Origin of the sequence: Actinomadura parmotrematis, assembly GCF_019458805.1 — a bacterium.
GTDB classification, from domain to species: Bacteria; Actinomycetota; Actinomycetes; order Streptosporangiales; family Streptosporangiaceae; genus Spirillospora; species Spirillospora parmotrematis.
The window spans coordinates 162,391-180,933 of record NZ_JAIBOA010000014.1 but is presented as its reverse complement, the minus strand read 5'-3'; the positions used below and the strand labels follow the sequence as shown (position 1 = coordinate 180,933).

Here is an 18,543-nt window from a genome sequence, read left to right as displayed (position 1 = left end):
CCGGAACGCCGCCCCGCGCCCGGCGCGCCGGGCGTTTCCCCGGCCGGTCCACCAGCGCCGGGACGGGTCGCGATATCCCGCTGAAGCACCGCCCGGCTTCTGTAACGATAGGGCCATGAGCATCGACCGTCCTCGCATCTCCCAGCGCATCGCCGCGATCTCCGAGTCCGCCACCCTGGCCGTCGACGCCAAGGCCAAGGCGCTCAAGGCGGCGGGCCGCCCGGTCATCGGGTTCGGCGCGGGTGAGCCCGACTTCCCGACGCCGGACTACATCGTGGAGGCCGCCGTCGAGGCCGCCCGCACGCCGCGGTTCCACAAGTACACGCCGGCCGGCGGGCTGCCGGAGCTGCGCGCGGCGGTCGCCGAGAAGACCGCGCGCGACTCCGGCTACGCGGTCGAGGCGGGCCAGGTGCTGATCACCAACGGCGGCAAGCAGGCGGTGTACGAGGCGTTCGCGGCGCTGCTCGACCCGGGCGACGAGGTCATCGTGCCGACGCCGTACTGGACGACCTACCCCGAGTCCATCAAGCTCGCGGGCGGCGTGCCGGTGGACGTGGTGGCCGACGAGACGACCGGCTACCGGGTGGGCGTGGAGCAGCTGGAGGCGGCCCGCACCGACCGCACCAAGGTGCTGCTGTTCGTGTCGCCGTCCAACCCGACGGGCGCGGTCTACACCCGCGACGAGATCGAGGCGATCGGCCGCTGGGCGGACGAGCACGGCCTGTGGGTCGTCACCGACGAGATCTACGAGCACCTGGTGTACGGGGACGCCGGGTTCCACTCGCTGCCGGTCGTGGTGCCCGAGCTGGCCGACCGCACGCTGGTGCTGAACGGCGTGGCGAAGACGTACGCGATGACCGGCTGGCGGGTCGGCTGGCTGATCGGCCCGCAGGACGTGGTGAAGGCCGCGGCGAACCTGCAGTCGCACGCCACGTCCAACGTCGCGAACGTGTCGCAGGCGGCGGCGCTCGCGGCGGTGACCGGCGACCTGTCGGCGGTGGCGGAGATGCGCACCGCGTTCGACCGGCGGCGGCAGACGATGGTGCGGATGCTGAACGAGATCCCGGGCGTGCTCTGCCCGGTGCCCGAGGGCGCGTTCTACGCCTACCCGTCGGTCAAGGAGCTGGTCGGCAAGGAGATCCGGGGGAAGCGGCCGAGCAGCACGGTGGAGCTCGCGGCGCTGATCCTGGAGGAGGCCGAGGTCGCGCTGGTGCCGGGTGAGGCGTTCGGGACGCCGGGCTACTTCCGGCTGTCGTACGCGCTCGGCGACGACGACCTGGTCGAGGGCGTGTCGCGGGTGGCCAAGCTGCTCGGCGAGGCGCGCTGACCGCTCCCCCAGCACGGAAGGATCATGGACCGCCCGCCGGTCCATGATCCTTTCTGCTGTTCCGGGCCAGGCCGCGCCTGGTCCGGCCGGGCCATGGGGAAGGGTCCTCCCTAGTCCTCCGGGACGGTACTGGTGAGGCGGACGCCGCCCCGATCGCGGCGTCCGGCAACATTGGCCCATGGAGGCCCCTCTCGCTCACGTCCGTCCCGGTGGCGCGGCGCCGGCCGCCCCGGCGCGCCCGCCGGGCGTCCCGCGCGACGTGTCCACGCTGCCGAAGGCCCATCTGCACCTGCACTTCACCGGCTCGATGCGGCACTCGACGCTCGTCGAGATGGCCGCCGGGCACGGCGTGCAGCTGCCCGAGGCGCTGGTGGAGGAGTGGCCGCCGAAGCTGCGGGCGACCGACGAGCGCGGCTGGTTCCGCTTCCAGCGGCTGTACGACATCGCCCGGTCGGTGCTGCGCACGCCGGACGACCTGCGCCGGCTGGTGCGCGAGACCGCCGAGGACGAGGCCGCCGAGGGGTCGGGCTGGCTGGAGATCCAGGTGGACCCGAGCGGCTACGCGGCGCGGTTCGGCGGGCTCAGCCCGACGGTGGAGCTGGTGCTCGACGCGGTGGACGCCGCGGCGGCGGCGACCGGCGTCGGCATCGGCGTGGTGATCGCGGCGAACCGGACCCGGCACCCGCTGGACGCGAGGACGCTCGCCCGGCTCGCGCTGCAGTACCGCGACCGCGGCGTCGTCGGGTTCGGGCTGTCCAACGACGAGCGGCGCGGCCGCGCCTACGACTTCGAGGGCGCGTTCCGGATCGCCAAGCGGGGCGGGCTGCTGTCGACGCCGCACGGGGGCGAGCTGCTCGGTCCGGGCAGCGTCCGCGAGTGCCTGGAGACGCTGGACGCCGACCGGATCGGGCACGGTGTGCGGGCGGTCGAGGATCCGGCGCTGCTGCGGCGGATCGTGGAGAGGGGCGTGACGCTGGAGGTCTGCCCGGCCTCCAACGTCGGCCTGGGGGTGGCGCCGTCGGCGGGGGCGGTCCCGGTCCGCGAGCTGTACGAGGCGGGGGCGCGGATCGCGCTCGGCGCCGACGACCCGCTGCTGTTCGGGTCCCGGCTGGCCCGCCAGTACGACCTGGTGCGGGCCGAGCACGGGTTCTCCGACGCCGAGCTGGCCGAGCTGGCGCGCCAGTCGATCGCGGGGTCGGCGGCGCCGGACGGCGTCCGCGCGCGGCTGCTGTCCGGCGTCGACGCCTGGCTGGCCGCCTAGGGGGCGGGTTCGGCGACCGGTCCCGCGACGGGCGCGGGCTCGGGTGCGGGGTGCGCCGGCAGGCGGCGCGGGACGGCGAGGGTGGCGAGCGCGGCGGCGGCGAGGACGGCGGTGGCGGTCCAGAGCGCCGGGGCGAGGCCGTCCGCGAACGGCTCCGGCGCGGTCATGTCGCCGTTCGCCGAGAAGATCGCGCCGAGCACGGCGACGCCGAGGACGGTGCCGAGCTGGCGGACGGTGTTGGAGACGCCGGAGGCGACGCCGGTCCGCTCGGGCGGCGCGAAGCCGAGGACGAGGCGGGCGACGGGCGGGAAGAACAGGCCCATGCCGATGCCGGCGAGGACGAAGCCGGGCACGAGCGCGCCGTAGGTGACGTCCGGGGCGAGCAGGGCGGCCATCCAGCCGATGCCGGCGGCCTGGAACAGCATCCCGGCGCCCAGCACGGCGCGGCCGCCGAAGCGCGCGACGAGCGGCGCGGTGAGCGGCGCGACGAGGATCGGCATGCCGGTCCAGGGCAGGCTGCGCACGCCCGCCTGGAGCGGCGTGAGCTGCATGACGGACTGCAGGAACTGGATCAGCAGGAACGTGGTGCCGAACATGGCGAGGGCCATGGCGGCGGCGACCAGGTTGACGGTGCTGAAGCCGCGGCTGCGGAACAGGCCCATCGGCAGCATGGGGTGCGGGGCGCGCAGCTCCCAGGCGATGAAGGCGGCGAGCAGGACGCCGCCGGCGGCGAGCGCGCCGAGGACCTGCGGGCTCGTCCAGCCGTGCTCGTTGCCGCGCACGAGACCGAGGACGACGCCGAGCATGCCGCCGCTGACGAGGAGCGTGCCGGCGGGGTCGAGGCGGCCGGCGGGGCCGTGGCTCTCGGCGAGGAACCGGGGCGCGATCGCGAGCAGCACGGCGCCGACCGGGACGTTGATCCAGAAGATCCACTCCCAGGAGGTGTACTGCGTGACGGCGCCGCCGACGACGGGTCCGAGCGCGACGCCGAGGCCGCTCATCGCGCTCCAGGCGGCGAGCGCGACGCCGCGCCGCTCGGCCGGGACGGCGGTGGCGAGCAGGGTGAGGGTGAGCGGCGCGACGATGGCGCCGCCGACGCCCTGCACGGCGCGGGCGGCGATGAGGACGCCGATGCCGGGGGCGAGCGCGGCGGTGGCGGACGCGGCGGTGAACAGCGCGAGGCCGAGCAGGAACAGGCGGCGGCGCCCGAACCGGTCGGCGATCGAGGCGGCCGGGAGGAGCAGGACGGCGGTCGCGAGCGTGTAGGCGTTGACCGTCCACTCCAGCCCTTCCAGGCCGGTGCCGAGGTCGGTGCGGATGGCGGGCAGGGCGTTGGTGACGATCAGGTTGTCCAGGGTGACCATGAACAGCGCGATGCCGGTGACGATGAACGTGCGCAGGGCGCCGCCCGGGGGGCGCAGGGCCATGCCGTCCTCCTTCATTAGTTATCAGTCACTAACTTTGATGCCGAAAAAAAGATCACTGCCGGTCCCGCGCCCAGTCGCGCAGCGACTCGGCCGTCGCGCCGAACGTCACCGGGATGCCGAACGCGGTGAGGACGTTGAGGAGCATGCCGTAGGCGACGAAGTCGGTGACCCGCTGCGGGTCGCCGCCGCTGATCTCGCCGATCATCTTCCAGAGCCCGGCCCAGCGCCGCTCGCCGACCTCGCGGATCGCCTCGTCCTCCAGCGCGGCGGCGTAGATCTGGAGCTGGAACTGGAGCGCCGCGTGGTCGCCGACGAGCATCTCGCGGTAGCGCGTGCCCATCGCGGCGAACGCCTCGTCGCCGTACAGGCCGCCGGCCGCGTCGCGCATCTCGGCCTCCATGACGTCGAAGCAGCGCTCGACGGCGGCGAGGACGATGGCGTGCTTGGAGGGGAAGAGCCGGAACAGGTAGGGCTGGGACACGCCGACGCGCCCGGCGATGGCCGTCGTGGAGGTGCCCTCGAAGCCGCGGCGGGCGAACTCGGCCATCGCGGCTTTGATCACCTGCTCGCGGCGCTCGGCGGCGCTCATCCGGGGGCTCATGCGACAAAGTTATTGCTTGATAACTAACTTCGTCAAGAGGGCGGTGCCGGGGGCCGCCGGCAGCGCGCGGTCACAGCCGCACGCCGACGAACACCGGCTCGTTCACCAGCTCGACGCCGAACGCCTCGCGGACGCCGTCGCGGACCTCGCGGGCCAGGCCCAGCAGGTCGGCGGTGCTGCCGCCGTCGGGGTTGGTGAGGGCGAGGGTGTGCTTGCCGGAGATGCGGACGGGGCCGCGCGCGTGCCCCTTGGCGAACCCGGCCCGGTCGATCAGCCAGGCCGCCGACGTCTTGGTGCGCGGCGCGCCGTCCAGCCCGGAGGACTCGGGGTAGCGCGGGAACGCGGTGTCCGGCCCGAACCGGTCGGCGACGCGGCGGGCGAGCTCGGCGAGCCCGGCGGCGTCCAGGACCGGGTTGGTGAAGAACGAGCCGGCGCTGCGCGTGTCGGGGTCGGCGGGGTCCAGCACCATGCCCTTGCCGCGGCGCAGCTTCAGCACGGCGGCGCGGGCGTCCTTCAGCGGCACGCGGGCGCCGGTCGCGACGCCGAGCTCGCGCGCCAGCTCGGCGTAGGCGATCGGCTGCGACTCGTCGGACTCGATCAGCGCGTAGGTGACCTCCAGCACCACGTACCGGTCGTCGCCCTTGAAGGCGCTGTGCCGGTAGGAGAAGCGGCAGGCGGCGCGGTCGAGGGTGACGCAGGCGCCGGCCCGCCGGTCGTAGGCGCGGACCGCGACGATCGTCTCGCCGACGTCCTGGCCGTAGGCGCCGACGTTCTGGATCGGGGTGGCGCCGACGCGGCCGGGGATGCCCGACAGGCACTCGACCCCGGCGAGGCCGCGCTCGACGCAGCGGGCGACGAACGGATCCCACTCCTCGCCGGCCTGCACCCGCACGAGCGTCCGGCCGCCCTCGCCGGCGACGCGCTCGGCGCCGCGGGTGCCGACGCGCACCACGGTGCCGGGGAAGCCGTCGTCGGAGACCACCAGGTTGCTGCCGCCGCCGAGGACCAGGACGGGCTCGCCCGCCGCGTCGGCGCGGCGCACCGCGTCGACGACCTCGGCCTCGGTGCTCGCCTCGACGAACCGGCGGGCGGGCCCGCCGAGCCGGAGCGTGGTGTACCCGGCCAGCTTCACTTCTTCGGCGAACACCGCCACGTGTGGTCCTTCCCTCCCCTGGAACGGCCGCGATCGCGCGCGCCGGGGGCGATGCTACGTCCCCGGCGCGCGCGATCGTGAAACGGGCGCGCGCGTCCGGTCAGGCGAGCCGGACGACGGCCTTGGCGCGGGTCAGCACCTTCTGCCCGGCGGAGCGGGCGGTGAGCGCCACGACGACCTTGCCGTCGGCCAGCTTCTCCTCCACCTTCCCGGAGATCTCCAGGACGGCGCCGCCCTCGTCGGGCACCACGACCGGCGCGGAGAACCGCACGCCGTAGTCGACGACGGCGCCGGGGTCGCCGGCCCAGTCGGTGACGTAGCGGCCGCCCTGCGCCATCGTGAACATGCCGTGCGCGATGACGTCGGGCAGGCCGACGGCCTTGGCGGTGCTCTCGCGCCAGTGGATCGGGTTGAAGTCGCCCGAGGCGCCCGCGTACATGACGAGGTTCGCGCGGTCGACGGGGTAGCTCCGCGCCGGGATCTCGGTGCCGACCTCGACGTCGTCGTACTTCACCTGCGCGGTCATCAGGCCCCCCGCTCGACGATGGTGTTGTAGGTCTTGCAGACGAGCTCGCCGTCGGTGGTGCGGATCTCGGTCTCGATGACCATCTTCTCGTTGTTGCCGATCGAGCGGATCTCGGTGACCGTCGAGGTGCAGACGACGGCGTCGCCGGGCCGGATCGGGCGGACGTGCTCGAAGCGCTGCTCGCCGTGCACGACCATCGCGTAGTTCAGGCCGAGGGCCGGGTCGGCGAGCGCGGGGTTGCCGAGCGACACCACGATGGGGAAGGTCGGCGGCGCGATCACGTCGGGGTGCCCGGCGGCCTTCGCCGCCTCGGGGTCGCGGTAGATGGGGTTGCGGTCGCCGATCGCGTCGGCGAACTCGCGGATCTTCACCCGGCTGACCTCGTACGGCTCGCCGGGCGGGAACGTCCGCCCGACGAAGTCGCGGTTCAGTGCCATGCCTTGCCGTCCCTCCACGCTCGTGGGCCTGGCGGCCCCCTGGGTGCCCGCGCCCCGGCACCCGCTACCTGCCTGCTCGGACCGTAACAGAACGGCGTTCAGCCCGCCCTCGCGGGTGGCGCGGGGACGGGCTGAATGATGTCAGGGCAAGCTCGGCTGCAAGAAGTCGCCAAGCCGCTGCGCGCGGGGTCCGCGCGAGCCAGACTCGACTAGCGAGGGCTAGCGGGTTTCGCGGTGCGCCCGGTGGCAGCCGGCCCCGTGGGAGAGCGCAGCGGGCAGTGCTTCCCCGTAACGGCCTTGGCTATCGGGTTTCGCGGTGCGCCCGGTGGCAGCCGGCCCCGTGGGAGAGCGCAGCGGGCAGTGCTTCCCCGTAACGGCCTTGGCTATCGGGTTTCGCGGTGCGCCCGGTGGCAGCGGCAGTTGGGGCAGTACTTCTTGATCTCCAGGCGGTCCGGGTCGTTGCGCCGGTTCTTCCGCGTGATGTAGTTGCGGTGCTTGCACTCCTGGCAGGCCAGCGTGATCTTCGGCCGGACGTCGGTGGCAGCCACGATGGAGTGCCTTTCTGAGCTGGGGACATGGACGAGCTTCGGCCGCCCCTGGGATGGGGGACCTGGTTGGTTCAACCCAGCCCGCTCGCCCCCGTGAGGGGCGAGCCGGACTCGGGTTAGTAGCGAGGGCCGGACTTGAACCGGCGACACAGCGATTATGAGCCGCTTGCTCTGCCTGACTGAGCTACCCCGCCGCGCTGGCCTTGATGGCCCGGTTCGCAAGGATACCGGATTTCCACTGGGGCCTGGAATCGCGAGAACCGGGCCCGGAGACTCGGAACCGGCTTCCGCAGGTGGCCTCCCGGCCGGCCCCCAGGTTACCGCCTATGCCGGTGACCTGCGAATCGTCCTGCTGAGACCGGAGGGACGCTACCACAGCGCCCGTAAGGAACGAAAACAGGATACCCGACCGCGGCGGTGCGCCCGCCGCGCCGGCGGCGCAACGAAAAACCGGCTCCGAAGATGCTCGGAACCGGTCTCTGACCTGCGGAGCCCCTTTACGGAATCGAACCGTAGACCTTCTCCTTACCATGGAGACGCTCTGCCGACTGAGCTAAAGGGGCCTGCCGTTCCGCGTTCTCTCGTTCGCGGCGACGGGGATAACCATACACGGGTCCGGGGCCGGGTGCGAAATCGAATCGGCGAGGTCAGCGCGGCCGTCCTGCGACAACCGTCGTGGCCGCGTGCCATGGTGATCACATGGATCAGTCCTTCCTCCAGCACGTGGACGCCACCGTGCGCGCGGCGGTCGCCGAGGACCCGGCGTTCGGCGAGCTCATGCCCCGGATGATGCAGTGGTCCCAGGAGGCGCCCCCCACGATCCTCACCGCGGCGATGATGAAGATGGGCGAGGGGGTGCGGGACGCGCCGCCGAACCTCGGCTCGATCCTCGCCGTGATCGCCGGCGCCTGGGTCGAGAACGGCGCCGCGTCCTTCCCCGCCGACGAGGCCGTCATCGCGAGGACGGTGGCGAACGCCGACGTCTGCGTGGCGTTCGCGGGCGCCTGGCGCGGCGCGACCGGCGAGCCGCTGCCGCATCCCTCCAACGACCAGCCGTCGCAGCGCATCGTGGACCTCCTGTCGCGCGCGCTGCCCGACCCCGTCGGGGCGATGATGGCGTGGTTCGCGATGGACAGGTACGCGCTCGCCGCCCGCACGATGCTGGCGACGGCGCCGCGCGTCCGGGCCGGCGTCACCGACCGCGACGACAAGGCGCGGCGGCTCGGCGCCGTCTCCGAGCACTTCGAGAACGTGCCCTTCGCCGCGACGCTCCTGCGCGTCCTGGACGGCGAGCGGCTGCTCGTTCTGGACCGCAAGTCCGGCAACGGCTGGACGGTGACGTTCGGCGGCGTCAGCGACAACTTCCAGCTCCACATGCTGCTGGCGGGCGCGCTCGCCGGCCGCCCCGGCGGGATGCCGGGCGAGCGGGTGGACCGCGACGTCGTCGCCTACTTCACCGACACCGAACCGCCCGGCAAGGTGATCACGACGTCGCCGTGGTTCCTCTACGACGCGCACGGCCGCCGCGTCTACAACGAGGCGGCGCCGGCGGACGTCCCGGCGGTGAACGGCACCCGCGTGCTCGTCCTGGACGAGCCGCGCTACCCGCACTCGTTCCCGGCCTGCCGGATGCACCCGATGATGACCGCCTCGCTGACGGTCGACGGCCGGCACCTGCCCGAGGACCTGGCCGGCTGGTGGCCGCACATCGCGCCCGCCGCCGAGTAGCGCCTCAGGGCCGCACGAGGACGGCCGTCGCGTCGTCGTGGAGCTTGCCGCGGCGCGCCGTCCCGGCGCCCGCGGCGGCCTCGGCCGCGCGGGTGCGGCGGATGAGCTCGCGCGGGCCCTCGCCGTCGAGCAGGTCGAGCAGGCCCGTCCAGTCGGCGAGGCCGAACCGCTCGACGAGCCGGGCCGCGCCGTCGCTCAGCACGGCGGCGCGGCGGACGCCGGTGGCCCGGCCGGTGAGCGCCTCGTAGGCGGCCTCGGGGCGGGTGCTCGCCACCCAGAACCCGCCGGGGCTGTTGCGGGCGTCGCGGACGGCCCGGTCGGTGTAGCTCGGCAGCCGGTCGACGCGGTCGTCCTTGACGACGCGGACGGTCCCGTCGTCGACGAGGACGGGCGAGTCGGCGAGCACCAGCCAGTCGACGCCGCGGTCGCCGCCGGCGCGGCGGAGCAGCGCGACCGTCGCGGACGGGCTGTCGGGGTTGCCGAGGTCGCAGCCGCCGCCGTGCCGGGCGCCCACGTCCTCGATGGCGCCGGCCAGGACGTCGGGCAGCGGCGTCCCGTCCTCGGGAGCGAGGCGGGCGGCGAGGGCGCCGCCGAGGCGCCGCACCAGCCAGCCGGGGTCGTGGACGCAGCCGGTCGCCACGCCGGGGCGCGCCGTCGCCCCGTCGAGGACGGCCACCCAGCCGGGTCCGGCGACCACGTGGTCCTCGTTCGGGCGGCCGGGCGTCGGTTCGCTCGCATAGCTCACCTGCACCGTTCTTTCCTACCCGGGCATCGGACGCAGCGCCATCCCCGTCCCACCGCATTTTCCGTCCGAAATGGCGCCCCGCGCAATTACCGGTACCATCTGACCTGCCTGCCAGCCCAAGTGACATGCACCGGAGCCCGCGCCTTAAAGCCCCGAGAAATGGCTCGCACTGCTTTGCTCCTAACGGCATTGGCAAAGCAGTGACGTTGTCATGCCCGCCGCATTCGAGCGTCCGCACGCGGGCGGGCGTCAGGGCGCGACGGAGGAGGTGGTCGTCGCGTCGTCGCCGTTGTGGTCGCGGTTCACCGTGCTCTGGCTGGTGCCGCTGGCGACGCCCAGCACGATGAAGATCACCATGAGGGCCTTGGCGGCCGTGGACAGCACCAGCGGCCGGGTCGCCGACATCCGCGGCCCGGCGGCCGGGTCGCCGAACCAGCCCTTGGGGTAGGCGGGCGTCATCAGCCCGAAGTAGGCGCGGGTGCGCATCGACGCGCGGCCGATCGCGGCGGTCGCCTCGAACAGCGGCGCGGGCATCCGGCCGAGGATCAGCACGATCAGCCAGATGATGAACGACACCGACCACCAGCCGCTCGTCAGCAGGCCCATCAGGATCCACGCCGGGATCACCAGGATGAACCGGAAGAACACCGCCACCCGGTTCAGCGGCGTCGGCGGGCCGACGTCGATGGCGACCGGGTGGCCGCGGGGCTCGAACGAGAACGGCGGGTAGCGGTCGACGGTGAGCGCGACGTACATGCCGACCCGCGTCTCCCAGCCGAGCACGCCGATCAGGAAGTCGCGGATGCCCTCCGGCAGGCGCCCGGTGAACAGCGCCGCGAACCAGCCGACGATCGCCACGAAGAACTGGGCGATGCCGAGGAAGAACAGCACCACGAAGTGCGGGATCGCCAGCAGCAGCCGGAAGAACACCGTCACGCGGGACTGGCGGACGGGCGGCTCGACGTCCAGCTCCGGCAGCCGCTCCCGCTCCCCTGTCGTCGGTATCATCGCGTCCCACCTCCGCGCCTGGGCTTTCCCGGAAGGGTTCCCCGCGCGCCCGCCGGCGGAAACGGCACTTGATCATCCGATGGCGGGGGGCCTGCGAAGCCTTGCCCCGCCGCGCGGACCCCGCGCCGTCAGCCGGCCTGCTGGATGCGGACGAGGTTGCCCGCCGGGTCGCGGAAGGCGCAGTCGCGGACGCCGTAGGGCTGGTCGGCCGGCTCCTGGACGACCTCGGCGCCGGTCCGCTCCAGCCGCTCGAACGCGGCGCCCAGGTCGTCGGCCGCCAGGATGATGCTGCCGAAGGTGCCCTTCGCCATCATCTCGGCGACGGTGCGGCGCTCCTCCGCGGTGATGCCGGGGTCCGCCGCCGGCGGGTGCAGCACGATCGACGTCCCGGACCCTCCGGCGGGCCCGACGGTGATCCAGCGCATCCCGCCGTACCCGACGTCGCCGCGGACCTCGAACCCGAGGCCGTCCCGGTAGAAGGCCAGGGACGCGTCCGGGTCGTCGTGCGGCAGGAAGACGTGGTGAACGGAGATCTCCATGCCGGTCACGCCCTCTTCCTCAACGGCCGCGTCACCTGTTTCGCCACGCACGGCGGTATCCCGGCCGTCTCCTCCGCGGCGCGGCGCCGGTAGACGCTCGGCGGCGTCCCGACGAGCTCGGTGAAACGGGTGCTGAACGTCCCGAGCGAGGAGCAGCCGACCGCGAAGCACACCTCGGTGACGCTGAGGTCGCCGCGGCGCAGCAGCGTCATGGCCCGCTCGATCCGCCGCGTCATCAGGTACCCGTACGGCGATTCGCCGTAGGCGAGCCGGAACTCGCGGCTGAGGTGCCCCGCCGACATGTGCGCGCCGCGCGCCAGCGCCTCGACGTCGAGCGGCCGCGCGTACTCGCGGTCGATCCGGTCGCGGACGCGGCGGAGCACCGCGAGGTCCCGCAGCCGCTGCGGTTCGGACGCCCTGCCCGGCCGGACCGCGCGCGGCCCGGGGCGCACGATCGGCGTCACGACGCCCGCCCCGGCGCGGCGCCGACGTAGGCCGCCAGGTGCCGCCCGGTCAGGGTGGACCCGTCCGCGACGAGCGCGGCGGGCGTCCCCTCGAACACGACCCGCCCGCCGTCGTGGCCCGCCCCCGGCCCCAAATCGATGATCCAGTCGGCGTGCGCCATCACGGCCTGGTGGTGCTCGATGACGATCACCGACGTGCCGCCGTCCACCAGCCGGTCGAGCAGGCCGAGGAGCTGCGCGACGTCGGCGAGGTGCAGGCCGGTCGTCGGCTCGTCCAGGACGTACACGCCGGCCTTGCCGCCCATGTGGGCGGCGAGCTTCAGCCGCTGCCGCTCGCCGCCCGACAGCGTGGTGAGCGGCTGCCCGAGCGCGAGGTAGCCGAGCCCGACGTCGGACAGCCGGCCGAGGATGCGGTGCGCGGCCGGGAGGCGCGCCTCGCCGTCGCCGAAGAACCCCGCCGCCTCGTCCACCGGCATCGCGAGGACCTCGGCGATGTCGCGGCCGCCGAGCCGGTACTCCAGCACCGCCGCCTGGAACCGCCGGCCCTCGCAGTCCTCGCAGGTGGTGGCGGCGCCCGCCATCACCGCGAGGTCGGTGTAGATCACCCCGGCGCCGTTGCAGGTGGGGCAGGCGCCCTCGGAGTTGGCGCTGAACAGCGCCGGCTTCACCCCGTTGGCCTTCGCGAACGCCTTGCGGATCGGGTCGAGCAGCCCGGTGTAGGTCGCCGGGTTGCTGCGCCGCGACCCGCGGATCGGGCTCTGGTCGACCGACACCACGCCGTCGCCGGCCGGGATCGACCCGTGCACGAGCGAGCTCTTGCCCGAGCCCGCGACGCCCGTCACGACCGTCAGCACGCCGAGCGGCACGTCCACGTCGACGTCCCGCAGGTTGTGCGCGGACGCGCCGCGGATCTCCAGGACGCCGGCGGGCTCGCGCACCTTCTCCTTCAGCGCGGTGCGGTCGTCGAGGTGGCGGCCGGTGACGGTGCCGCTCGCCCGCAGCCCTTCGACCGTCCCCTCGAAGCAGACCGCGCCGCCCGCCGGGCCCGCGCCGGGACCGAGGTCGACGACGTGGTCGGCGATCGCGACGACCTCCGGCTTGTGCTCCACGACCAGCACCGTGTTGCCCTTGTCGCGCAGCCGCAGCAGCAGGTCGTTCATCCGCTGGACGTCGTGCGGGTGCAGCCCCGCCGTCGGCTCGTCGAACACGTAGGTGACGTCGGTGAGCGGCGACCCCAGGTGGCGGATCATCTTGACGCGCTGCGCCTCGCCGCCCGACAGCGTCCCCGCGGACCGGTCGAGCGACAGGTAGCCGAGGCCGATCTCCACGAACGAGTCCAGCGTGTCCCCGAGCGCCGCGAGCAGCGGCGCCACCGACGGCTCGTCCAGGCCGCGCACCCACCCGGCGAGGTCGCTGATCTGCATCGCGCACGCGTCCGCGATGCCGATCCCGGCGACCTTGGACGACCGGGCGCCCTCGTTCAGCCGGGTGCCGCCGCAGTCGGGGCAGGTGGTGAAGGTGACGGCGCGGTCGACGAAGGCCCGGATGTGCGGCTGCATCGCCTCCCGGTCCTTGGCCAGCATCGACTTGGAGATCTTCGGGACGAGGCCCTCGTAGGTGAGGTTGATCCCGTCCACCTTGATCTTGGTGGGCTCGCGGTACAGCAGGTCGTGCAGCTCGCGCTCGCCGTACGCGCGGATCGGCTTGTCCGGGTCGAGGAACCCCGACCCCATGAAGATCCGCCCGAACCAGCCGTCGGCGCTGTAGCCGGGGACGGTGATGGCGCCCTCCGCCAGCGACTTCTCCGCGTCGTACAGCTGGGACAGGTCGAAGTCGGTGACGGCGCCGCGCCCCTCGCAGCGCGGGCACATGCCGCCGGTGATGCTGAAGGCCCGCCGCTCCTTCACCTTCCGGCCGCCGCGCTCGACCGTCACCGCGCCCGCCCCGCTGATCGAGGCGACGTTGAACGCGAACGCCTTCGGCGACCCGAGGCGCGGCTCCCCGAGCCGGCTGAACAGGATGCGCAGCAGCGCGTTGGCGTCCGTCGCGGTCCCCACCGTCGACCGCGGGTCGGCGCCCATCCGCTGCTGGTCCACGATGATCGCGGTCGTCAGGCCGTCCAGCACGTCCACCTCGGGCCGCGCCGGCGACGGCATGAACCCCTGCACGAAGGTGCTGTAGGTCTCGTTGATCAGCCGCTGCGACTCGGCGGCGACGGTGCCGAACACCAGCGAGCTCTTCCCCGACCCCGAGACCCCGGTGAACACCGTGAGCCGCCGCTTCGGCAGCTCCACGTCGACGTCCTTGAGGTTGTTCTCGCGCGCCCCGTGCACGCGGATCAGGTCATGGCCGTCGGCGGCGTGCGTGGTCATCGTGCCTCCATCATCCGTCGCTCAACCGTCCTGCAGGACCCCGAGCACGTTGCCGTCGACGTCGGTGAACGTCGCCACCCGGCGGCCCCCGCCGACGTCGCGCGGCGCGTCCTTGATGGTCCCACCCGCCTCCGACACTTCGGCCAGCTTGCCCTCGATGTCGTCCACCGCCCAGTACGCGACGGGCCCCTTCTCCGCCCCGCCCGGCACGAGCCCGATGTGCTGCCCGCCGACGTCGTACCCGACGTAGTACTCGCTGTCGGTGCTGGGCTCCGCCCCCAGCAGCGCCGTGTACACCGCCTTGGCCGCCGCCAGATCCGCCACGGGATGCAGCACGGTCGTGATCCCCTTGGTACCCATCACCACTCCCGGAATCGCCCTCCGAACGGCCCGAACGCCGCCCGCGCCCCCCACGCTAGGCAGCCGCCCGCCACCCCCGCTTCTCGATTCCTGACCGATGCCCCCCGCCGCTCAGCGGATCAAAGCGGCGATGTGCTCGTGAAACCCCGGAAACTCCTCCCGCGCCGCCGCGACGATCGCCTCCGGCGACCGCTCCCGCCCCGGCGCGTACCGCTCGGCGATCGCCCGGAACCCCGCATGAGGCTCCGCCGAACCCCCCTCCTCGACCTCAGCGGGCCCGAGCCCGGCCGCGAACACCCACAGCAGATCCCCGAGATCCTTGGCGATCACGTCACGCTCGCCCTCGGACCCGATGTACACGACCGGCTGCTCGACGAGCGCCGCCCCAGGCCGCACCAGCCAGAACCCCACATAGTCCCCGGCCCCGGTCGTCCCGAAGAACCGGAACTGCGCCCCGTCGACCTCGGGGTTCCCGGTCCACAACCGGAACCACCACGCCGTCCGGGCCGGCTCCTCGATCCGCTCGTAGACCTCGAAGTCGACCCCGCGCCCTTCGTCGGTCTCCTCGTCCCACTCCCACTCGAACCCGACAGCCGCAACCTCGGCGAGCGCCCCGGGAAGCGCAAGATCGTCACTCATCCCCCCAGGCTAGGCCGCCGTCCCGGGAAAAACCCGAAGATCACCGACACCGCCCATCACTCTCCGCGACCGCCCGGGCGTGAGACGACCACGGCCGGGGTAGGGCGTGATCAGGGGGCAGAGATGAAACTGATCATGGCGTTCGAGGCCGCGCTGGCCTACTACCTCAAGGGCATCCACTGGGTGATGATCGGCATCGGCGTGCTGGTCGTCCTCGGCCTGCTCGTAGCGGCCCGAGTGGCCCTGACCCGCCGCCACGCCAGCCGTCACGCCCCTCCACGCCAACCCAGATAACCCAAGAATGTCCACGCCGGGCACGTCCGACTTGGATCACCTGCAAAGCGATTCGCGTCGGCGCACGGGGTAAGGAGAACGACCCCCGAGCGCATGAATGCAGCTCAGGGGCCGTTCTTGTTGATATCGCGGGTGCAGAGCTCGAACTGCGTGGCCGGCCGCCGGAATCCTGCGTCCGTTCGGTCTCCGCTACCTGGGCGACCTCGAACTCCTGGTCGGCGCAATGTGGGCTTCGCCGGCCAACCAGCGCACGAACCGATCAGCGTGGCTGAGGTAGGTGCTCTTGGTGCTGGGACGAAGATCGGCCGCATTGACCTCGGCGCTGTAGCGCTCGTACTCCCGCCGAAGTTCCTCTATCGTCCACGCTTTGCCGGATCCACCGCTCATCGCCTCATCATCCACCGCGACCCACTCCACCGCCAGGTGGCCGCCGCTGGGAGTTGCTCGACGGCAGCCTGGGCGGTTGCGGGTCAGAGGTGATTCATCGCGTACCACGCAGCGTGAACGATGACGGCGCCCACGGCACCGCATGCTCCGCCCGCGATCTTGACGGCGAGGAAGCGGCGATAGCGGCCCAGAGGGCGCGACCGATCCGGGCAAGCGCCCGTAGAGTCAGAACGCATGGATTCTCCTCTCAACGATGGTGTGTTCATGTGATGTGGGCGCTCCGCAGACCCGGCCGGCAAGCATGTGGCCTGCGGAGTTGCCCCTGTCTTCGACGTTAGCGAGGGCATGCCCCGGTGCCTGCCGAGAGCGAGGCCCCCTCGACGCAGATTCGATGTAACTTCTGAGCGTGGAACGGCAATGGGAGAGGGCGACGGGCCCGGGCACCCTGGACGACATGGTCGAGGATGCCCGTGCGGCTGGTTTCCCCATCGAGAAACGCACGGTCCACGACTGGATCGGTCGCGGGCTTCTCGATCGTCCTGTCAGGCGTGGAGCCGGCCGCGGTTCCCGTCCGGGTCTCCACTCGGAGAATCAACGGAGGCTCTTCTTGCTCTTGCTGAGCAAGCGTGAGGAGATGCCGAAAAGGCCGGCGCTCGCGCTGATCCCGTTGAACATTTGGCTGTGGTGGGGCGAGGAGTGTGTGCCGCTGCGCCAGGCGCTGAAGGCGTTCAGTACCTGGTGCGGTGATGGTGCCTCCCCCAAAGAGGCATGTCATCGGGCCGCCCGTGACGCGCTCAACCAGATGGACCACCCTGGTGCATCGGATACCGCGCGCAACCGGTTCATCCGCATCTTCACGGAGATCGCCTATCAGGGCGGCCGGTTGAGCGAGGCCAAACGTGATGAGTTCGAGGCGGCGGCACGTGCGGTGTTCGAGCCGCCGAGCGTCTTCCGATCGACGAGGCTCATCCACGCGGCCGGTCCCCCTGGAGCGCTCATAACGGTAGACGGCCTGATCGCGCGCACGTCTGGCCTGGCTGAAGCCGTACAGCTGGTCCGCACCAAGCGCTTGACCGAAGCACTCCTTGATCGGGCTGGAGTCCTGCACCGCCATTCCAAGCGGGAGTACGCGGCGCTTCGACCTGGCCTCGCCGCACAGACCACAGGCACGCTCTCAGAACTCTTCGCCGAGCGCACGATGGACGAAGAGTTCAACAGCGCAGGGAGGGACCTCCTCATGGCCCTTGGCTGGCTCCTCACAAGTCCGCGAGCCCAGTGAGCAGTCGACGGCTATCTCGCCGACATGGGCAAGGCGGGGACGACCATGCGCGCTCGTGCAGCTCAGCGAGAAGCGGGACTGCCAGGATGAAGGAGACGCCGTACCCGACCCTGGCCAGAGCAATGGAGACGAGGTGCCGGCATACATCGAAGCGGTAGGCGTCTCAGTCACGCAGATCGTCGGTAAGCGTGACGAGCAGGCGTCCAACCAAGCGACGTACAAAGGAACCCTTGGAAACGAAGCCGGGGTCCGTACCGCCTGCGCTCCGGGAACGAGAACGGCCCCTGGGCGCGTAGGTGCAGCTCAGGGGCCGTGCTTCGTGGTGTGGCGGGTGCAGGGTTCGAACCTGCGTAGGCTAAGCCGACGGATTTACAGTGCGCCACGGATTTGGGTGGCACTCCCCCGCCGACCTGCGTCGGCTCACTCCGGCTTCCCCTTCACCCCCGGATGCATTCCGCGCATGTTCCGGATCTTGAAATCCTGGGTTCCCTAGCGCTCAGAGCGTAGGTTGCGCCCTGCCAGGGGTGGCGTTGCTGTCACGCTACGGCCTGCTTCCCGCCCTCACCTGGACAGATGCGCTAGACCAGTGCCCTGCACCCCCGCCAGCCTCACAGCCCTTCGCCAGCTCGCGGCCCGCCCCTCGGCGCACTCCTGGACCTCAAGCTTGAGCGCCAGGTGACCCCGTCTCTGATCAGATGGATCTACAGTTGCACCCTGGTGCTCGTCGTCGTCTCGGTTCTGTTCGGCTTGCTGTGGGTCTGGGCGCTGGCCTCATGGATGGGGGCGGCCATGTGGCTGGCGGCACCGATCGTGATCGGTGCTGGCCTCATCACCCTTCTCGTTGTCCGGGTCGCCTGCGAACGGATGATCTCCAGGTTTCGGCAACCGCAGTTCCCCATGCCGCAACCCTCCGCCTATAGATCACCGCCCCGCCAACCTGGCCATAGGTAGAAGGTGCCGCAGGGCCGCACGTCCGCGCGCTGGCCCGAAGTGCGCAATCGCGCGAACGGTCGTCAGGTGTGACAGACAGTGGCGCGCGATTGTGTGCTTCGGTTCGCGGGGGTCCAGGGGGCGGCGTAGCCCCCTGGTTCGGGCTCGACCAACCGTCCTGACGTACTGCTGCACGGCGGCGGCGCGACCCCGTGACCGCCGTTCGCCGAGCAGCGGGCGGCGGCTGCACGATGCGCGGCCCGACGCCCGCCGGCCGGTGACCGGCGCCCACGCCGCACGCGCCGGGCGGCGTCGGCGCCGGGCCGCGCAGCGGCGCGAGCGCCGCCGCCCCTTGATCCCAAACAGCTGAAATCGGCAACGAAGCTATTCATTACGAGTCTGGCGAGCAAGATTTACAGTCGTCCACACATGTCCACTGACCTATTGAGACGCCTCCACGGACACCCCAGGCTCCAAGCCCGTCCAGCCCCGTCCAGAGCCGTTGTTAGCTCCCGCGT

At 72.1% G+C, this 18,543-nt stretch carries 19 protein-coding genes and 2 tRNA genes; 6 read left to right on the top strand and 15 right to left on the bottom strand.

Annotation, left to right across the window (positions count from 1 at the left end):
• Positions 1-115: 115 nt before the first annotated feature.
• Positions 116-1,327 (top strand): pyridoxal phosphate-dependent aminotransferase, encoded by a 1,212-nt coding sequence (locus tag K1Y72_RS22350; protein ID WP_220168357.1) that lies wholly within the window; start codon positions 116-118, stop codon positions 1,325-1,327.
• 178 nt (positions 1,328-1,505) lie between these two features.
• Positions 1,506-2,588, top strand: coding sequence for an adenosine deaminase (locus K1Y72_RS22345; RefSeq protein WP_220168356.1), 1,083 nt, complete (start codon positions 1,506-1,508; stop codon positions 2,586-2,588).
• On the opposite strand, the gene K1Y72_RS22340 is transcribed toward K1Y72_RS22345, so the two are convergent.
• The 8 genes from K1Y72_RS22340 to K1Y72_RS22305 all read right to left on the bottom strand — a co-directional run bounded on the left by K1Y72_RS22340 (position 2,585) and on the right by K1Y72_RS22305 (position 7,843).
• Complete coding sequence (locus K1Y72_RS22340; protein WP_258573249.1) at positions 2,585-4,015, bottom strand: DHA2 family efflux MFS transporter permease subunit; 1,431 nt, start codon at positions 4,013-4,015, stop codon at positions 2,585-2,587. The genes K1Y72_RS22345 and K1Y72_RS22340 overlap by 4 nt on opposite strands.
• Positions 4,016-4,067: 52 nt before the next feature.
• Entirely contained in the window at positions 4,068-4,616 is a 549-nt protein-coding gene (locus K1Y72_RS22335) for a TetR/AcrR family transcriptional regulator (RefSeq protein ID WP_220168355.1), read from the bottom strand.
• A 70-nt stretch (positions 4,617-4,686) separates the two neighbouring features.
• On the bottom strand, positions 4,687-5,769 hold the full coding sequence (locus K1Y72_RS22330) for a UDP-N-acetylmuramate dehydrogenase (RefSeq protein ID WP_220168354.1): 1,083 nt from the start codon (positions 5,767-5,769) through the stop codon (positions 4,687-4,689).
• A 100-nt stretch (positions 5,770-5,869) separates the two neighbouring features.
• Positions 5,870-6,295 (bottom strand): MaoC family dehydratase, encoded by a 426-nt coding sequence (locus tag K1Y72_RS22325; protein WP_220168353.1) that lies wholly within the window; start codon positions 6,293-6,295, stop codon positions 5,870-5,872.
• Positions 6,295-6,732, bottom strand: a complete 438-nt coding sequence (locus K1Y72_RS22320; protein ID WP_220168352.1) for a MaoC family dehydratase N-terminal domain-containing protein — start codon at positions 6,730-6,732, stop codon at positions 6,295-6,297. Before K1Y72_RS22320 ends, K1Y72_RS22325 begins: the two co-directional genes overlap by 1 nt.
• A gap of 383 nt (positions 6,733-7,115) precedes the next feature.
• Positions 7,116-7,280 carry a 50S ribosomal protein L33 gene (rpmG, locus tag K1Y72_RS22315; RefSeq protein ID WP_018654800.1) on the bottom strand — a complete coding sequence of 55 codons (165 nt, stop codon included), beginning with the start codon at positions 7,278-7,280 and terminating at the stop codon, positions 7,116-7,118.
• Between the two features lie 120 nt (positions 7,281-7,400).
• Positions 7,401-7,474, bottom strand: a tRNA-Met gene (locus tag K1Y72_RS22310).
• A 296-nt stretch (positions 7,475-7,770) separates the two neighbouring features.
• A tRNA-Thr gene (locus tag K1Y72_RS22305) sits at positions 7,771-7,843 on the bottom strand.
• Positions 7,844-7,979: 136 nt separating this feature from the next.
• Here K1Y72_RS22305 and K1Y72_RS22300 point away from each other — a divergent pair.
• On the top strand, positions 7,980-9,008 hold the full coding sequence (locus tag K1Y72_RS22300) for a hypothetical protein (RefSeq protein WP_220168351.1): 1,029 nt from the start codon (positions 7,980-7,982) through the stop codon (positions 9,006-9,008).
• Between the two features lie 4 nt (positions 9,009-9,012).
• Here the strand turns inward: K1Y72_RS22300 and K1Y72_RS22295 are convergent, their stop codons facing one another.
• The 7 genes from K1Y72_RS22295 to K1Y72_RS22265 all read right to left on the bottom strand — a co-directional run bounded on the left by K1Y72_RS22295 (position 9,013) and on the right by K1Y72_RS22265 (position 15,135).
• Positions 9,013-9,753, bottom strand: a complete 741-nt coding sequence (locus K1Y72_RS22295) for a protein phosphatase 2C domain-containing protein (RefSeq protein ID WP_308287182.1) — start codon at positions 9,751-9,753, stop codon at positions 9,013-9,015.
• 249 nt (positions 9,754-10,002) lie between these two features.
• The gene (locus K1Y72_RS22290; protein WP_220168349.1) at positions 10,003-10,761 is read right to left on the bottom strand and encodes a DUF4389 domain-containing protein; all 759 of its coding nucleotides are present in this window, start codon (positions 10,759-10,761) and stop codon (positions 10,003-10,005) included.
• Between the two features lie 128 nt (positions 10,762-10,889).
• The gene (locus tag K1Y72_RS22285; RefSeq protein WP_220168417.1) at positions 10,890-11,300 is read right to left on the bottom strand and encodes a VOC family protein; all 411 of its coding nucleotides are present in this window, start codon (positions 11,298-11,300) and stop codon (positions 10,890-10,892) included.
• A 5-nt stretch (positions 11,301-11,305) separates the two neighbouring features.
• Complete coding sequence (locus K1Y72_RS22280; RefSeq protein ID WP_308287186.1) at positions 11,306-11,755, bottom strand: helix-turn-helix transcriptional regulator; 450 nt, start codon at positions 11,753-11,755, stop codon at positions 11,306-11,308.
• Between the two features lie 5 nt (positions 11,756-11,760).
• A complete protein-coding gene (locus K1Y72_RS22275; RefSeq protein ID WP_220168348.1) occupies positions 11,761-14,136 on the bottom strand; it encodes an ATP-binding cassette domain-containing protein in 2,376 nt (791 codons plus the stop codon).
• A gap of 21 nt (positions 14,137-14,157) precedes the next feature.
• On the bottom strand, positions 14,158-14,496 hold the full coding sequence (locus K1Y72_RS22270; protein ID WP_308287181.1) for a VOC family protein: 339 nt from the start codon (positions 14,494-14,496) through the stop codon (positions 14,158-14,160).
• A gap of 111 nt (positions 14,497-14,607) precedes the next feature.
• Positions 14,608-15,135, bottom strand: a complete 528-nt coding sequence (locus tag K1Y72_RS22265; protein ID WP_220168346.1) for an SMI1/KNR4 family protein — start codon at positions 15,133-15,135, stop codon at positions 14,608-14,610.
• A gap of 123 nt (positions 15,136-15,258) precedes the next feature.
• Here K1Y72_RS22265 and K1Y72_RS22260 point away from each other — a divergent pair, with 123 nt between their 5' ends.
• The 3 genes from K1Y72_RS22260 to K1Y72_RS37610 all read left to right on the top strand — a co-directional run bounded on the left by K1Y72_RS22260 (position 15,259) and on the right by K1Y72_RS37610 (position 18,046).
• Entirely contained in the window at positions 15,259-15,429 is a 171-nt protein-coding gene (locus K1Y72_RS22260) for a hypothetical protein (RefSeq protein WP_220168345.1), read from the top strand.
• Positions 15,430-16,222: 793 nt separating this feature from the next.
• Positions 16,223-17,095 carry a hypothetical protein gene (locus K1Y72_RS22255; RefSeq protein WP_220168344.1) on the top strand — a complete coding sequence of 291 codons (873 nt, stop codon included), beginning with the start codon at positions 16,223-16,225 and terminating at the stop codon, positions 17,093-17,095.
• A gap of 591 nt (positions 17,096-17,686) precedes the next feature.
• On the top strand, positions 17,687-18,046 hold the full coding sequence (locus K1Y72_RS37610) for a DUF4282 domain-containing protein (protein WP_372452960.1): 360 nt from the start codon (positions 17,687-17,689) through the stop codon (positions 18,044-18,046).
• Positions 18,047-18,543 lie beyond the last annotated feature (497 nt).

Excerpts from the sequence above, each read along its gene's own strand:
- K1Y72_RS22285 (WP_220168417.1), bottom strand. The coding sequence starts at position 11,300 with ATGGAGATCTCCGTTCACCACGTCTTCCTGCCGCACGACGACCCGGAC.
- K1Y72_RS22300 (WP_220168351.1), top strand. The coding sequence starts at position 7,980 with ATGGATCAGTCCTTCCTCCAGCACGTGGACGCCACCGTGCGCGCGGCG.
- K1Y72_RS22265 (WP_220168346.1), bottom strand. The coding sequence starts at position 15,135 with ATGAGTGACGATCTTGCGCTTCCCGGGGCGCTCGCCGAGGTTGCGGCT.
- K1Y72_RS22325 (WP_220168353.1), bottom strand. The coding sequence starts at position 6,295 with ATGACCGCGCAGGTGAAGTACGACGACGTCGAGGTCGGCACCGAGATC.
- K1Y72_RS22335 (WP_220168355.1), bottom strand. The coding sequence starts at position 4,616 with ATGAGCCCCCGGATGAGCGCCGCCGAGCGCCGCGAGCAGGTGATCAAA.
- K1Y72_RS22290 (WP_220168349.1), bottom strand. The coding sequence starts at position 10,761 with ATGATACCGACGACAGGGGAGCGGGAGCGGCTGCCGGAGCTGGACGTC.
- K1Y72_RS22260 (WP_220168345.1), top strand. The coding sequence starts at position 15,259 with ATGAAACTGATCATGGCGTTCGAGGCCGCGCTGGCCTACTACCTCAAG.
- K1Y72_RS22340 (WP_258573249.1), bottom strand. The coding sequence starts at position 4,015 with ATGGCCCTGCGCCCCCCGGGCGGCGCCCTGCGCACGTTCATCGTCACC.
- K1Y72_RS22275 (WP_220168348.1), bottom strand. The coding sequence starts at position 14,136 with ATGACCACGCACGCCGCCGACGGCCATGACCTGATCCGCGTGCACGGG.
- K1Y72_RS22350 (WP_220168357.1), top strand. The coding sequence starts at position 116 with ATGAGCATCGACCGTCCTCGCATCTCCCAGCGCATCGCCGCGATCTCC.
- K1Y72_RS22320 (WP_220168352.1), bottom strand. The coding sequence starts at position 6,732 with ATGGCACTGAACCGCGACTTCGTCGGGCGGACGTTCCCGCCCGGCGAG.
- K1Y72_RS22345 (WP_220168356.1), top strand. The coding sequence starts at position 1,506 with ATGGAGGCCCCTCTCGCTCACGTCCGTCCCGGTGGCGCGGCGCCGGCC.
- K1Y72_RS22270 (WP_308287181.1), bottom strand. The coding sequence starts at position 14,496 with ATGGGTACCAAGGGGATCACGACCGTGCTGCATCCCGTGGCGGATCTG.